This window comes from Chryseobacterium sp. B21-037 (assembly GCF_028570785.1).
GTDB lineage: Bacteria > Bacteroidota > Bacteroidia > Flavobacteriales > Weeksellaceae > Chryseobacterium > Chryseobacterium proteolyticum.
Genome location: NZ_JALGCB010000001.1, coordinates 2,866,672 through 2,881,718, shown reverse-complemented (window position 1 = coordinate 2,881,718; position 15,047 = coordinate 2,866,672). Strand labels below are relative to the sequence as shown.

Below are 15,047 nucleotides of genomic sequence, written 5' to 3'. Positions count from 1 at the left end.
CTGAAAAAACTGATGGACTACCGTTGGGGTTTTCTTTTGAGGTTTCAGCATGTTTTCTTCTTTTTTGTCTTTATTTTAATCACTTTTTTTACGGAAAATTACTTTCTTGATACCCCGGAGCTTATTTGGAGTGTTTTATCTGTAATGATTTTTAATATTGGGATTTATTATCTGGTGTATTATTATCTGGTTCCTCACTTTTACCTATCGAATAAATATCCGGAGTTTATCCTGTATGCCTTGATCTGTTTTTTGATGTCAAGTCTTTTCAGGATTTTGTTACAGCCTACCATTTTTAAAATGAATTTTAGTGAAACTCTTTCCAACACCAATTTCCTTTTTAATGTATATACGGCGCAGGGAATTGTGATTCTTGTTGCCTCCTTTTTAGGGATTACAAAAGATAAATTCCTTATAGAGCAGAATGTTGTGGATCTTGGGGAGCAAAAAGAACAGCTTTATTTTGATCTTTTAAAATCAAAGATGAATCCTCATTTCTTATTGAATACTTTAAATAATATATATGCGAACAGTTTTATCCCATCGGGAAAAACTTCAGATTCCATCCTGCAGCTCAGTAAGCTCCTTCAATATATTATCTATGACAGCGGAAAAGAAAGGATTAGTCTGGCCCAGGAATTTTCGTCGATTCATTCTCTTACCATGTTGTACCAGTTGAAATATGATAACCAACTGAATATAGATTTTGATATCCGGAATGAGGAAACACTGGAATTAATTGAAATTCCACCTTCCGTTTTTTTGACTTTCTTTGAAAATGCTTTGAAACATTCAGGAATCGGTCTGGATCCCAATAGCTTCATAAAAGTTATATATGCTATTAACGACCGTGATTTGTTCTTCGAAATGATCAACTCTGTTCCGGAAAAAAAAGCTTTGGGAGAAACCGGATATTACGGGTTGGGAAATGAAGCAATCACCCAGATACTGGAAAAATACTATCCGGGAAAATATACCCTTTCCTCAGAAATGATTGAAAATAACAGATACAAAACAACTTTAAAAATTGATCTGAATGGCTAATCTTTCCGTGATTAATGTGGATGATGAATATCCTGCGTTGCAACTTGTCCGGCAATATTGTGATCAAATAGAAGGTGTAGATCTCCAAAGCTCTTTTCAGGAACCGGAGAAGGCATTGGAATATTTAAAAGAGAATGTGGTGGATCTTGTTATTTTTGATATTAATATGCCGGGTATTAATGGAGTAGAGCTATTGCAACAGCTTCCTTATAAACCTCTCTGTATTTTTATGACCCTGGAGACCCAACATGCGGTAAAAGCTTTTGAGCTTGATGTTGTGCATTATCTTGTAAAGCCTGTAGATTTTGAAACCTTCAGGAAAGCCATCAACAAAGCCAAAGATTTTTTACAGTTTAAAAATTCTGCAGAACACTCAGAAAAAGAAGATTTCATCATGTTTAAATCCAATTATATCATGAATAAGGTTTTTCTTAAAGATATTCTTTGGGTACAGGGATTTGGGGAGTATATTATTTTAGTAACCTCTTTGAAAAAATATATGATCCTCGACAGGATGTCAAATTTTGAAGAAAAATTTCAGGCTTTTGGATTTATCAGAGTGCATAAATCTTATATCATATTGGCTTCTCATATTGAATCTTATGATGTGAAAAGCGTCTACCTTAAAAATGGAGATAAAATTCCTCTGGGAAGAACTTATAAAAAGATACTGAAAGAGCATTTGGGAAAATAAAAAACCGCTTTTAAAGCGGTTTTTTATTTTTTCCTGCGGCCTGCATCGGATTTACTTTTCCATTGGCACCGCCTCTTACTGCCCCTTCATGTTTTTGTTTGAATACCTGGAATCTGGAAGTCTCAGACGTACTACCATCATTGCTCCAGAAATTATTTGAAGTGTCAATATCTGCTGTTTCACGCATTGGGTCCAGCTGAATAGATTTTAATTTTTTCTCAAAATAATAAGTCTTTGTGGCCTTTTGTTCGTTGAGCCTCCAGATCTGAGCGGAAGATTTATCGTATAATTTCGTTCCATCTTCAAAAGTAAATTCCAGAATGATTGGCATCACCAGTCCTCCTTTGTTTATGAAGTCAATTTGATAAGCTTGAATGTTTTTGAACTTTTCTTTTTGCTGTTTATCAAGAGCCATATCATTGTCCTGTGTAAGGGAATATTCTTTATTCTGATCCACTTTTTCCTGGCCACGATCGTAACGATAGTAGAAATCCTGAGCTTCATTATCCTTGTCTACATAGAACGTAATATTTTTATCTTCTCTGTTTCTGATTTTGGAAAGGTCTTCAAAGTCATTAACAAGAGCCTTGTCGACTTTGTACTTTACTTCTTTAGGTGCAGGTACGGCCTCTAAATCGGGAGTGGCAATAGTTACCTTATCAATAGCTATGTCAACAGGATCTGTCCCGTAAAACCATCCTCTCCAGAACCAATCCAGATCTTCTCCGCTTGCATCCTCCATTGTTCTGAAGAAATCGGCAGGTTCCGGGTGTTTAAAAGCCCATCTTTTTGCATAAGTTTTATAGGCCTTATCAAAAAGTTCTCTGCCCATAATGGTTTCACGAAGGATATTCAGGCCAGTTGCCGGTTTTGAGTAGGCATTAGGGCCAAACTGAACAATGTTTTCAGAGTTACTCATAATAGGCTCCAGCTGATCTTTTGGTAATTTCATGTAATCCACAATAGTCCACGCCGGTCCACGTTTTGAAGGGAACTTGTTATCCCATCTTTCTTCCGTAAGATATTCTGTGAAGGTGTTCAATCCTTCGTCCATCCAGGTCCACTGTCTTTCATCCGAGTTAATGATCATGGGGAAGAAATTATGTCCCACCTCATGGATGATTACTCCGATCATACCATTTTTTGTTCCTTCTGAGTAAGTTCCATCTTTCTCAGTTCTTCCAAAATTGAAACAGATCATAGGATATTCCATACCATTTGCCGCTTCTACAGACTGAGCAACCGGATAAGGGTAGGGGATAGTGAATTCCGAATAAGTTTTTATTGTGTGTGCAACAGCTTTTGTAGAGAATTTTCTGTAAAGTCCGTAAGCCTCTTTTCCATAGAAGCTCATAGCCATTACCTTATTATTGTTTTCCGGTATTACCACGCCCATTCCATCCCAGATGAACTTTCGGGATGACGTCCATGCGAAATCCCTTACATTATTGGATTCAAAAACCCAGGTTTTTCTTTGTTTCGATCTGTTTTTTTCTGCTTTCTTCGCTTCATCGAGCGTTACAATTTCTACAGGCTCTGATGAGCTTTGGGCTTTTCTATATCGGGATAGTTGGTCTGAAGATAATACCTGTTCATAATTCTTACACTCTCCGGTACCTCCTACAACATGATCTGCAGGAACATTCATTGAAACTTTAAAATTTCCAAAGGCCAGGGCGAATTCTCCTCTTCCTGTAAACTGGTGATTCTGCCATCCATGAAAATCACTGTACACACACATCCTTGGATACCATTGTGTCATTGTGTACAAATCATTTCCATCTTCAGGAAAGTTTTCATAACCACCACGGCCACCCATTTTAATTCTGTTGGTGATATTGTAATTCCAGTCTATTTTTAACGTGAATTTTTCTCCTTTTTTCAGGATTTTAGGCAAATCAATACGCATCATGGTTTTGTTTACAGTATACCGTAATGCATTACCGGTTTCGTCGGTTACTTTTTCCAGATGAACGCCGTAACCATTGTCCTTTTCCGGAAGTTCCGTTATCTTTAACTTCTGGTCATTTATGGTTTTAGGAAGGGTTGTAGAAGTAGGATAATTGGCTTTGTTGATACTTGATGCCTCGTTCTCGTCCAATTGTAACCATATATAATCTAAGTCGTCAGGAGAATTGTTATAATAAGTAATCGTTTCGGAGCCCTTCAGGTTTCTTTTATCCTCGTCCAGATAGGCGGAAATATTATAATCTGCTCTGTTTTGCCAGTAACCATGTCCCGGAGATCCGGAAGCAGTTCTATAAATATTTGGAGTAGGTAAAATGGTTCCTAATTGTTCAAACTTATTTCCGTGATTACTTCCCGGGTTATTTTGAATATTTTGGGCTGCTAAACCTGCAAATGTGAATACAGAAAGTAGGGTTACTTTTAGTCTCATGACCGAAATGATTTAATAATTTTCAAATATAACAATAACTACTTGAAAAAATATCAATCAATAAGTCTTAAAATGGAATTCTTTCTATTGTCATTTTTAATGCCAGGGCAAAAACACCGGACGATATAAAGAGTATCCAATCTTTTCTATTAATTTTGAATAATGTTAATGCAATAAACAGCAAGATTAAAATAGCACAAACAATTACAATCTGTCCTACTTCCAAACCAATATTAAATCCTAAAAGAGGAATCGCAATACTCTGGCTTTTTGCAATCATCACTCTTGCAGTATTGGCAAATCCCATTCCGTGAATAAGTCCGAAAAATAAAGCCAGGTAATAATTTGTTTTGTCCAGGGCCTGCTTTTTATTCTTCATAATAATATTACCTAATGCTGTAAGGACTATTGTTAGCGGAATTAAAAACTCTACCCAATTTGAAGGCACTCTTACTATATCAAGGATACTTAATGCTAATGTTATGGAATGACCTATTGTGAATGCTGTCACCAGGATTAGAATTTTCTTGAGATCCTTATAAGAATAAACCGCAATTAAAGCTAAAACAAAAAGTTGGTGATCAAGCGCATCTAAAGAAATGATATGTTCCCAACCAAGTTTTAAATAGAATAAAAAGTCCTGCATGATATAATGTACTGTAAAACGTACGAAAATAATGATTAATTTCGAAAAATAATTAAGTCTGTTTTTATGAAAGGTTTGTGGATACTGTTTATTCCTCTTGTTTTTTTGTATTCTTTTACTATTATAAAGCATCCCTATCATGTAGGTTCCGTTGAAATCAATTATAATACAAAATCAAAGACATTCGAGGTTACCGGGCGTTTTTTTCTGGATGATCTGGAAAATGCCCTAGGTAAAAAATACAACAAGTCTTTCCACTTTAATGATCCGAATTATAAGGTTCAGTTAGATGACGCTTTAAAAAATTATAGTGCAGAATATCTGAAACTAAAGTCCGACGGTAAGTTCTTAAGGGTAAATTATCTGGGATATGAAGAGGATAATGAGTCTGTGAATATTTTTTTGGAAACGGAATCTGTTAATATGCCTAAGAAAGTTGAAGCTGCAGTTAGTTTTTTGTATAATCTGTTTGATGATCAGATCAACATTGTCCATATTATTTTGAATGGGAAAAGGAAAAGTGAAAAATTATCCTATCCCAATCGATATCTGTATTAACAGTTCCAATGATGTATTTAATACGCTTTCAAGTGTATATGTAATTGTACATGTGTATTTTTTCTAATAATATTCTTTTTTGATGAAAATTAATACACCATTGCGTGATAAATATTAAATTTATATATTTGAGAAATATTAAAATAAAGGATTTTTATTTTTTTTAACATTTATTTTAGATATTTAAAGGTCTTAAATATTTGCAAATTAAGGATTTTCTATATTTTGTTAAATCTATTAATAGTGACTAATTAATATTATTAATATTTTTTAATATTTGATCTTTATGTGTGTTTATTAAATAATTTTTTTATATTTGATAGGGTTTAGATATGTTAATTTTTTATAAAATTATATATATTATATATTTTGCATTGGATTTAAAGAAGTTTTAAAAATTGTATTAATTCTTAGTTGTTAGAAATAACAATATTGCATATGGAAAATAAAGAAAGTAATTTTTTCTTGCATTTTTATCCCGCATGTACTTTAATTAAAGAACAAGTAGGGGTTAATACAATAAAGACATCAGGTGTTTTTTATGCAGATGAAGCAAAAGATTATTTAACCCGGATTCTGAAAATAGGTAATCCTCCAAATGACACAATTGGGCTATCGATGGATTCAACGTAATTATAAAAATTGGAAATAGTAAAACAGAACATTATATTTTTATTTTATTGCTATTTGGAGAAATAGTTCCCACAAACTCCGGATAGGATCAGGCACAAAAAATTCTAACAACACAAATTCGACATATATATAGCGCTTATCTTAATGGTAAGTGCTTTTTTGTATGGATTTCAATATTAGTTTTTCTTTGCATAAATGGGATAAATGTTTTTATTTTGTAACTAACAAATGTTTGTTTGTAACATTTTGGCAATAAAATTGACTAATTAAAATATAATCTTCATATCAAATTATTTTTAGCGAAATACAGAAGATTATTAAGCGCTTACTCACGTAAGTGCTTTTTTATTTTAAGCGTTATTTGTCTATTTGTAATAGGGTATTGATTCCTCTTGTGTGCTCAAGCAAATCCGGAAAAAAATTATTGTAACATTCCTGAAGAAGATCTTTATTTTTTAAAAATGCTTCGAATACAGGAATATCTTTCTCCAGATATTGTGCTTTATTAAGAACATTTTGAATGCTGAATTTTATTCCCCAATCTTCTCTGTAATTATATAGCCAATCTTCTGTTTCCATCTTTACTAACATTCTCTTAAAATTTTCAGGAAGCCATTCTTGATTTTCATTAAGAGCCTTGTAAACCCGGAGGGAATGGTTTTTCCAGCCTTGCAGTGAGTTAAGAGTAAAGTCATTAGCCAGAAAATGATCCATAGATACATCTACAAATGCTCCTGCATATAGTCTAACCAAAGGGCTGAATATTTTTTTAGCTTCATGAATAGCCGGATGGGAGTCTGTAAAGGTATCGATAGCTCGGTGTAAGGTAATCCCATCCTGAATTTCTTTTGGAAATGAGAACCGCTCTTTGTTTCTGATGAAATCTTCGAGAAACTGTCCGACAATTTGCTGATCTGTAAAAGAGAGAAAAGAATGTGCTAAATAATTCATAGGATATCAGGTTATAAAAATAAAACCTTCAAATAAAGTTAAGGTATTTGAAGGTTTATAAACTAACTATTTAAAAGAAATTATCTAACAATAAACTTTTTACTTTCTATCAAAGAATTTTTGTCATCATAAATACTTAGGAAGTACTCTCCGGAAGTTAATCCTTTGAGGTGGATGGTAGTTTCCGTAGTTGATATTACGTTTTGGCCTGCAGAATTGTATACTTTAAAAGAATACTTGCCGGTTCTGTTTCCTGAAATCTGAATCATATAATGAGCAGGATTAGGATATAGTAAGAACTCTTGTGTTTCATGAATAGCTTCCTTTGTGGCGAGGAAAGATTGTGTTTCAGGCATAAAATTAGAAACGACACAAGCGAAACGTGCAAATCCAAAAGCTTCATTAGCCGGCTTGGTGTTTCCTATTGCTACCCCCGTAGGATCACTATTGTAGTTAATGTCCGGATTTGCCCACCTGTTGATTCTGGTGCAGTTGAATCCTTTAGAGGAACATTCATCATTATAAGCCATTATAGTTCTCCATCTTTGAGAAGAAGTGCTCGAAGTTCCAAGATCTATTGCTTTTTTATTGGTGTATCCATGATGATGATCACATGGTGTGGTGCTGGTGTCTACGTACCAGTCATGTCTTAATCCCATATTGTGTCCAAGTTCGTGGGCAAGTGAGTAGTTGGATACAGCACAATTGTATAGGCTTACACAAAACCCTGAATTACTGCTGTAGTTGGTAGAACTTGTATTTACATAGCCTAAGCCGCAAGTGTTAGTTGGTGTTGAGGTAACTAAAGCGCATAGATCCGCTCCATAGGTGGTTCTTAGTGTATGTACATCATCCATATACCCATCATTATTATTTCTGAGCCTTGGAAGATCCGTACTCAAACTTCCGGATTCAGTGTAGCTGATCTCTCCTGAGTATACAAGATTAATGGTGACATTGGAAACCCCGGAATTGGTTAATGCAGTATTGAAATTGGTGATAGCAGTTGCTACAAACGAATTACTCTGTGAAAGCCCGCCCCATGCGTTTTTTGCTGCGGTAGTGAAAACTACCATCACATCTACTCTGGTAGCAGAGCATACAGGGGTTGTTGATAAGCAAACGTTGGAATTTGCTTTATTAAAGTTTTCGTTTTTGTCCATTACATAATCATCAATCGAGTCCTGATTGAGGATTGTCGAATCGCTCACTTCGGATAATGCAAAAACGTTTGCATCAGTTTGGTGGAATATTACTTTTTCACCTGTGCCTGAAGCGTACATTCCTGTTACCACGCGATCATATTGTGAAAGTACAAGTTCGGCTTTGGGATCATTTTCAATAGTGTAAATATAAGATTCACTCTTATTGCTGTACGTTAAAGAACGGCTGAATTTGGCTGTGATCTCTTTACCGGTCGGGAGGTTGATTTGTAAATCGGATTTTAAATTAAAGGGAGCTTGGGAATAGTATTTTGTAACTAAATAAGAAGAGGATAGCTCCCTGCTTACTTTTTGGTTACTTTTTAAATTATTCTCATTAATAGCTGTTTGAAAAATTTTGTTTTGCCCAAATAGCATGCCGGCGCAAAACAACACGAAAATAGTGAATTTTGTTTTCATTTTATGTGATTTAGTATGGTGATATACAAATATATATAAAATATCAACATGTGGTGATTTTTTTTCAATGGATGATAGAAATTTCTGCGAAATATTTAATTTCAGCGCTTTGTTGCTATTAAATTGATCTAAGAAACCACGGTTGAAGATTGTTTTTAATAACATCATCACTCTCTATCGAATATTCATATTGATAAAGAGTGATGATGTTTATTTAATCCCTGCCTGGATTTTGGCGATAAATTGGAAACTAGTACGTTTTCTTGGTAAATTTAAATAAGGATGTTTTAGGACTGTCTTTTAATTAAAAGATTCGTTCATGGAAATCTTCAATTTTACTGACTTCCTCAATTTTAATCCCGAATTTTCTTTTAGGTATTTTGTTGAGGTTGGAGACAAAGATCTTTTCATATCCCAATTTTTCAGCTTCCGAGATGCGTTGTTCAATTTGAGCAACAGGTCTGATTTCGCCGCTAAGTCCGATTTCCCCGGCAAAACAAAAATGTTCGGATATTGCAATGTCTTCATTAGATGAAAGGATAGAGGCTACTACAGCGAGATCAAGGGCCGGGTCATCTGTCTTTATTCCTCCTGTAATGTTGAGAAAAACGTCTTTAGCACCAAGCTGAAATCCGGCTCTCTTCTCCAATACGGCAAGCAACATATTCAATCTTTTAGCATCAAATCCGGTAGAACTCCTCTGAGGTGTTCCATAAACAGCCGTGCTTACCAGTGCCTGAATCTCCAATAACATAGGGCGATTTCCCTCAAGCGTTACAGCTACGGAGTTTCCGGAAAGCTCCTCGAATTTTTTTGTAATTAAAATTTCAGATGGATTTTTGATCTCTTTTAAACCCTGGGAAATCATTTCATAGATTCCAATTTCCGAGGTGGAGCCAAAACGGTTTTTATTAGCCCGTAATAATCTGAAAAGATGATTTCTATCCCCATCGAAATTTAAAACTACATCTACCATATGTTCCAAAACCTTTGGACCGGCAATCTGTCCGTCTTTAGTAATATGACCTACCAGAAAAACTGGAGTATTGTTCTCTTTAGCATATTTAATGATCTCATTCGAACATTCTCTGATTTGGGAAACGGTTCCCGGTGAGCTTTCTATCAATTGGGACTGTAAAGTTTGAATGGAGTCGATAATGATAAAATCAGGCTCTAATTTTTTGGCTTCATGTAATATTTTTTCCAGTGAAGTTTCGGTGTAAAGGAAGCAATTTGGGTTTTGAACTTCAGATAACCGGTCTGCTCTCATTTTAATCTGTGAGGCGCTTTCTTCTCCTGAAACATAAAATATTTTCTTCTTCATTTTTAATGCCAGCTGTAAAAGCAATGTCGATTTTCCGATTCCCGGCTCTCCTCCGATCAAAGTAACAGAACCTAAAACAATTCCACCTCCCATTACCCGGTTGAGCTCCTCGGAGGGTGTTTTAATCCTGGGTTCTTCAATTGCTTCAACTTCAATGATATTAATGACGTGTTGCTTTGTTTTCGAGGAAGGAAGACTTCTGCTGGATACCTTTTCCACGACCTCTTCAACTAATGTATTCCATTGCCCGCAGTTTTTGCATTGACCCATCCATTGTGAGTATTGGGTTCCGCAGTTTTGACAGAAATATGCTGTTTTAAGTTTTGCCATACTGCGAAGTTCAAAATTTTTTTTGAATTTTACTTCTGAATTTTTGGTTAATTTTCTAGTATGAAAAATATTTTAATAAAAAGCGTGGTTATATTCTTTATAATGACAATCCTTACTACATGGCTTGCAGATTGGCTCGTAGGATATTTGCATTTACCCGGCGGTGATTTTGGAATGCTTTCGTTGGCTGTTCTTATTGGGTGTATAATAAGCAGCGGAGTGGGACTTGTAACGGTTATCCTATTTAAAAGCACATATCAATCGGTGGTTAGGATTGCTATTTTATTTGAAGTACTCTATCTTTTTATGCTGATGATATCAGGAACTAATCCTTTCACTTATTTTTCTGAAAAAACAAACGCGAAACTTCTGAATGTACTTTTGTATATGAATGCAGTTGTCGTTTTTCTGATTGTTATTGCTATTCATTTTATGTATGTGAAAATAAAATCAAAGAAAAAATTATCATAGGTCAAGAGATGAATGGGTTTATCACTTTATCTTTGATGGGTAAAAAATAAAATATATTACAATGAAAAAGATACTATTAGCTTTTATGTTTGCTTTTTTAAGCATCGCAGGCTTTGCACAATCAACCTGGAAAGTAGATCCTATGCATTCTTCAGTTAACTTCAATATCAAGCATATGGGGATTAGTTTTGTGCAAGGAAGATTTGATAAATTCGATGGTACAGTGGTTTCTTCAGGGAAAGATCTGGATAAGGCAACCTTCAATTTTAATGTGGTAACCGGATCGGTAAACACAGGCGTTGAAATGAGAGATAAGCATTTGAAAAGTGCAGACTTCTTCGATGCAGAGAAATTTCCGACCATGACATTCGAAAGCGGATCTATTACGAAAGATAAAAATAATACCTACATCCTTAAAGGAAAACTTACCATTAAAGATGTGACAAAAGAAATCAGCATTCCGGTAACGTATGGTGGTGTAACAAAAAATCAGCAAGGGAAAGAAATTTTAGGCTTTCAAACAAAATTTACAGTAAACCGTTTAGATTATAATATTAAATATGATCCAACAGGAGCGGGTGTTGCAAAGGATGTAGATGTTAATTTGTATTTTGAATTAATAAAGCAATAATTTTTTTAAATATAATTTGGTTTGGTTACAGGTTTCTCAAGTAATTTTGAGGAACCTTTTTTTTATTTCTTAGCAAATAAATTGCCTCGTATTTCTTTTTCCCATAACTTTGCACAAACCTAATCTAATGAGTAAAAAGAATACTAAATACATCTTTGTGACAGGAGGTGTAACTTCATCTTTGGGAAAAGGAATTGTTTCTGCTTCTCTGGGACTATTGCTGAAATCACGCGGTTTTAATGTAACGATCCAAAAACTAGATCCTTATATTAATATTGACCCAGGAACTTTGAATCCTTATGAACACGGAGAATGCTATGTAACCGAAGATGGTGCGGAGACGGATCTGGATTTAGGTCATTACGAGCGATACTTAGATGCTCCCACTTCTCAAAACAACAACGTTACTACAGGAAAAATCTACCAGACTGTAATTGAAAAAGAAAGAAAAGGCGACTTTTTAGGAAAAACAGTTCAGGTAATTCCTCATATCACTAACGAAATCAAACGTAGGATTAAAATTTTATCCAAGCAGAACTACGATATCATTATTACTGAAATCGGAGGAACTGTAGGGGATATCGAATCTTTGCCATACATTGAAACTGTACGTCAGCTAAAATGGGAATTGGGAGAAAAGAATTCTATGGTAATTCACTTAACCCTGTTGCCATATCTGGCTTCCAGTGGAGAATTAAAGACAAAACCATCTCAGCATTCCGTACGTCAATTGATGGAAAGCGGAATTATGGCAGATGTTTTGGTTTGCAGAACAGAGCATAAAATACCAAAAGATCAGAGAGCTAAATTAGCTCAGTTCTGTAATGTTCCTTTGGATAATGTAATTGAGTGCAAAGATTTGGAAACTATTTATGAAGTCCCTATGTACCTTCAGAAACAGAACTTTGATGATGTAGTTCTAAAAGAATTGGATCTTAAGAGTGATAAAGAAGCGGATCTTAAAGATTGGAAGAGTTTCCTTAAGAAATTCCAGAATCCAAAAAAGACTGTTGAAATTGCTTTAGTAGGTAAATATGTTTCTCTTCAGGATTCTTACATTTCTATCGCTGAAGCATTTAAGCATGCCGGAGCAGATCTTGAGACGGAAGTAAAAGTGAGATGGGTTTATAGTGGGGATATCACCCAGGAAAATATCAAAGAAACTTTAAAAGGAGTTAATGGAATTCTTATTGCTCCTGGTTTTGGAGACAGAGGTATTGAAGGTAAAGTATTGACAGCTCAATATGCAAGAGAAAATAAAATTCCTATGTTGGGAATTTGTTTAGGAATGCAGATTATGACTATTGAATTTGCACGAAATATTTTAGGGTATTCTAAAGCAAATTCTATGGAATTTGATACTGCTACAGAGCATCCTGTGATTTCTTTAATGGAAGAGCAAAAGAATGTTGTTGATAAAGGAGGAACGATGCGTCTTGGTTCTTGGAAGTGTTCTGTGAAGAATAACTCTAAACTTTCCAATATCTATGGAAGTAAGAATATAGCTGAAAGACACCGTCACCGTTATGAATTCAACAGTGATTATTTACAAGAATTTGAAAAAAACGGATTCTTTGCAACAGGTACTAATCCTGAAACCGGACTGGTTGAAGCTCTTGAGCTTAATGATCATCCGTTCTATGTAGGAGTGCAGTATCATCCTGAATATAAGAGTACGGTTGCAACACCGCATCCGTTATTCAGAGCTTTTATTAAAGCATGTGAGAAGAAATAAAGGAATTTATATCGATTAAACGTCATATTTAAACTCAGGTTGATTATTATCAGCCTGAGTTTATCATATTGTAATAGAGTAAAAGATAGAGTTTTGATAAAAAATCAGTATTTTTGTCAGCTCGAAATCCAGGGTGGAATTTAATGTTGAATTTTACGGTGGATTATGAAAAAATAATTTTAATAAAATCAAAATGCAACAGAACAACGGACTCGATAAAAGTCAAATGATTAGTTTTGCGGTTTTATGTTTGGTTCTCTTCGGATTCATGTTTTATTTTCAGAATAAACAGCAGAAAGAGGAACAGTTGAAAGCTCAGCAACAAAAAACTGAACAGGTAAAAACTGCCGTAAAACAAACTCAGGCAAGTAATATCAATCCAAATGTAACTCCTAACGCTATTCAGGTTTCTACTTTAGGAAATAATGAATTGAAATTGGAATTTTCCAGCTTGGGAGGGCAAGTTTCTAAAGTAGAACTTTTAAAATACAAAGCGTATGATCACAAAAGTGATCAGGCTGATCTCCCTCTTTATTTAATCAATAAGAATAACTCAAACTACGGTTTTCAGTTTAAGGATAAAACGGGTAAGGTTATTAATACGAAAGACCTGGTTTTCTCTCCGACAGTGAATGGAAATGCTGTAACGATGACAGCTAATTACAATGGTGCTGTTATTCAGTTTATTTATACATTACTTCCTAAATATACATTAGACTTTAAAGTAAGAACTCAGGGGTTGGCTTCAGTAACTTCTGATACCAAGGCTGATTTTCTTTGGAATTATAATGTGAGAAATTTAGAAAAAGGTAGAGCTCAGGAACAATCCCACTCAGAATTTTCTTATGCATTTAATAACTATAAGAGCTATGATTATGATGGAAGAACGACCATGGAAGAAGAGAAAGAAACTCTTAACTGGGTTGGTGTAAAACAGCAATTCTTCTCTTCTGTGATTGAAGCTAAAAACGGATTTACACAAAGTAAAGGAAATCAGGAATCAATAGAAGAGGGTGAATATTTGAAGAAATTCAACTATGAAGGATTTGTTCAGATGACAGGGAGTGAATTGAATCAGGATTTTACATGGTATTTTATGCCATTAGATTTACCGTTATTAAAATCATATGATAAAAACTTTGATGAGATATTACCTTTGGGTTGGTCATTTATCGGTGGGATGAACCGCTATTTCTTCATGCCAATGTATAATATTATTGCATCTTGGGGATTAACAGCAGGCTGGGTGATCTTCTTTATGACGATCATTGTTAAACTTATCCTATCGCCAATTATGTACAAGCAACATAAATTGAGTGCTATGATGAGGGTAATTCGTCCTGAAATTGATGAGGCTAATGCGAAGTTAAAGGATGCGGATCCGATGAAGAAGCAACAAGCTACAATGGAAATTTACAGAAAGGCTGGTGTTAATCAAATGGCGGGTTGTTTGCCGGCGTTGGTACAGATTCCTATTTTCTATGCATTATTCCGTTTCTTCCCGAACTTTATTGATTTAAGAGGAAAAGGTTTCTGGTTTGCAAAAGATTTGACCGCTTATGATGATTTAATCAGATTACCATTTAAAGTTCCTTTCCTGGGAGATCATTTGAGTGTTTTTGCTTTAGCGTGTACGGTGGTAATTTTAATCTATACTATCATGACATCAGGAAATATCCAGCAACCTCAACAGGAGGGAATGCCAAATATGAAAGTATTAATGTACATTTTCCCAATTACATTTTTATTTTTCCTGAATACTTCTGCATCTGGTCTTTCATGGTATTACTTTGTATCCAATGCAATTAACATCTTGATTATCCTTGTTATTAAATATGTGATCCTGGATGAAAAGAAAATTCATGCCCAGATCCAGGCGAATAAGGAAAAACCAAAAACTGAAGGTAAATTCCAGAAAAGAATGCGGGAGATGATGGAGAAGGCTCAGGAACAACAAAGAGCTCAGGAACAACAGAGAAATAAGAAGAAATAATCTTATCATGATAATAA

Annotated in this window: 13 protein-coding genes; 8 read left to right on the top strand and 5 right to left on the bottom strand. The window is 34.7% G+C overall.

The genetic code is table 11. The features are described from left to right. Positions 1-12: 12 nt before the first annotated feature. Together MTQ00_RS12710 and MTQ00_RS12705 are read left to right on the top strand one after the other, a co-directional pair. Positions 13-1,044, top strand: a complete 1,032-nt coding sequence (locus tag MTQ00_RS12710) for a sensor histidine kinase (protein WP_273649477.1) — start codon at positions 13-15, stop codon at positions 1,042-1,044. After that, positions 1,037-1,738 (top strand): LytR/AlgR family response regulator transcription factor, encoded by a 702-nt coding sequence (locus MTQ00_RS12705; protein ID WP_273649476.1) that lies wholly within the window; start codon positions 1,037-1,039, stop codon positions 1,736-1,738. Before MTQ00_RS12710 ends, MTQ00_RS12705 begins: the two co-directional genes overlap by 8 nt. 10 nt (positions 1,739-1,748) lie before the next feature. On the opposite strand, the gene MTQ00_RS12700 is transcribed toward MTQ00_RS12705, so the two are convergent. Both MTQ00_RS12700 and MTQ00_RS12695 read right to left on the bottom strand, forming a co-directional pair. Next, a complete protein-coding gene (locus MTQ00_RS12700; RefSeq protein ID WP_273649475.1) occupies positions 1,749-4,136 on the bottom strand; it encodes a M1 family metallopeptidase in 2,388 nt (795 codons plus the stop codon). 67 nt (positions 4,137-4,203) lie between these two features. After that, entirely contained in the window at positions 4,204-4,782 is a 579-nt protein-coding gene (locus MTQ00_RS12695) for a HupE/UreJ family protein (protein WP_172280522.1), read from the bottom strand. Positions 4,783-4,848: 66 nt separating this feature from the next. On the opposite strand from MTQ00_RS12695, the gene MTQ00_RS12690 reads away from it, so the two are divergent. Both MTQ00_RS12690 and MTQ00_RS12685 read left to right on the top strand, forming a co-directional pair. After that, positions 4,849-5,340: a DUF6702 family protein gene (locus tag MTQ00_RS12690; protein WP_273649474.1), complete on the top strand. Its 492-nt coding sequence runs from the start codon at positions 4,849-4,851 to the stop codon at positions 5,338-5,340. Between the two features lie 438 nt (positions 5,341-5,778). Then, a complete protein-coding gene (locus MTQ00_RS12685) occupies positions 5,779-5,973 on the top strand; it encodes a hypothetical protein (RefSeq protein ID WP_273649473.1) in 195 nt (64 codons plus the stop codon). A gap of 357 nt (positions 5,974-6,330) precedes the next feature. On the opposite strand, the gene MTQ00_RS12680 is transcribed toward MTQ00_RS12685, so the two are convergent. The 3 genes from MTQ00_RS12680 to radA form a co-directional block, all read right to left on the bottom strand. Then, positions 6,331-6,924 carry an acyl carrier protein phosphodiesterase gene (locus tag MTQ00_RS12680; protein WP_273649472.1) on the bottom strand — a complete coding sequence of 198 codons (594 nt, stop codon included), beginning with the start codon at positions 6,922-6,924 and terminating at the stop codon, positions 6,331-6,333. Positions 6,925-7,004: 80 nt separating this feature from the next. Next, positions 7,005-8,546, bottom strand: a complete 1,542-nt coding sequence (locus tag MTQ00_RS12675) for a zinc-dependent metalloprotease (protein WP_273649471.1) — start codon at positions 8,544-8,546, stop codon at positions 7,005-7,007. A 304-nt stretch (positions 8,547-8,850) separates the two neighbouring features. After that, positions 8,851-10,200, bottom strand: a complete 1,350-nt coding sequence (gene radA / locus MTQ00_RS12670; protein WP_172280513.1) for a DNA repair protein RadA — start codon at positions 10,198-10,200, stop codon at positions 8,851-8,853. Positions 10,201-10,260: 60 nt separating this feature from the next. Here radA and MTQ00_RS12665 point away from each other — a divergent pair, with 60 nt between their 5' ends. The 4 genes from MTQ00_RS12665 to yidC all read left to right on the top strand — a co-directional run bounded on the left by MTQ00_RS12665 (position 10,261) and on the right by yidC (position 15,030). Further along, positions 10,261-10,671 carry a hypothetical protein gene (locus tag MTQ00_RS12665; protein WP_273649470.1) on the top strand — a complete coding sequence of 137 codons (411 nt, stop codon included), beginning with the start codon at positions 10,261-10,263 and terminating at the stop codon, positions 10,669-10,671. Between the two features lie 61 nt (positions 10,672-10,732). Further along, the gene (locus tag MTQ00_RS12660; protein ID WP_273649469.1) at positions 10,733-11,302 is read left to right on the top strand and encodes a YceI family protein; all 570 of its coding nucleotides are present in this window, start codon (positions 10,733-10,735) and stop codon (positions 11,300-11,302) included. Positions 11,303-11,429: 127 nt separating this feature from the next. Beyond that, positions 11,430-13,037: a CTP synthase gene (locus MTQ00_RS12655; RefSeq protein WP_273649467.1), complete on the top strand. Its 1,608-nt coding sequence runs from the start codon at positions 11,430-11,432 to the stop codon at positions 13,035-13,037. 193 nt (positions 13,038-13,230) lie between these two features. Continuing rightward, on the top strand, positions 13,231-15,030 hold the full coding sequence (yidC, locus tag MTQ00_RS12650) for a membrane protein insertase YidC (RefSeq protein ID WP_273649466.1): 1,800 nt from the start codon (positions 13,231-13,233) through the stop codon (positions 15,028-15,030). Positions 15,031-15,047 lie beyond the last annotated feature (17 nt).